1 protein-coding gene is annotated in these 214 nt (G+C 70.6%); it reads left to right on the plus strand.

Features of this window, described 5'->3' with window-relative positions; genetic code table 11:
* Positions 1–214 (plus strand): alpha-amylase family glycosyl hydrolase (locus tag IO33_RS45525; protein ID WP_037687687.1); only part of this gene is annotated, 214 nt, incomplete at both ends.

Genomic DNA, 214 nt, shown 5'->3' on the forward strand with positions numbered 1-214 from the left:
AGACCCGCGGATGCGCGCCAACATCGGCATCCGCCGCCGCCTGGCGCCCCTGCTCGACAACGACCGCAACCAGATCGAGCTGTTCACCGCGCTCCTGCTGTCCCTGCCCGGCTCGCCGATCCTGTACTACGGCGACGAGATCGGCATGGGCGACAACATCTGGCTCGGCGACCGCGACGCCGTGCGCACCCCGATGCAGTGGACCCCCGACCGC

Source organism: Streptomyces durhamensis (assembly GCF_000725475.1).
In the GTDB taxonomy this organism is placed as follows: Bacteria; Actinomycetota; Actinomycetes; order Streptomycetales; family Streptomycetaceae; genus Streptomyces; species Streptomyces filipinensis.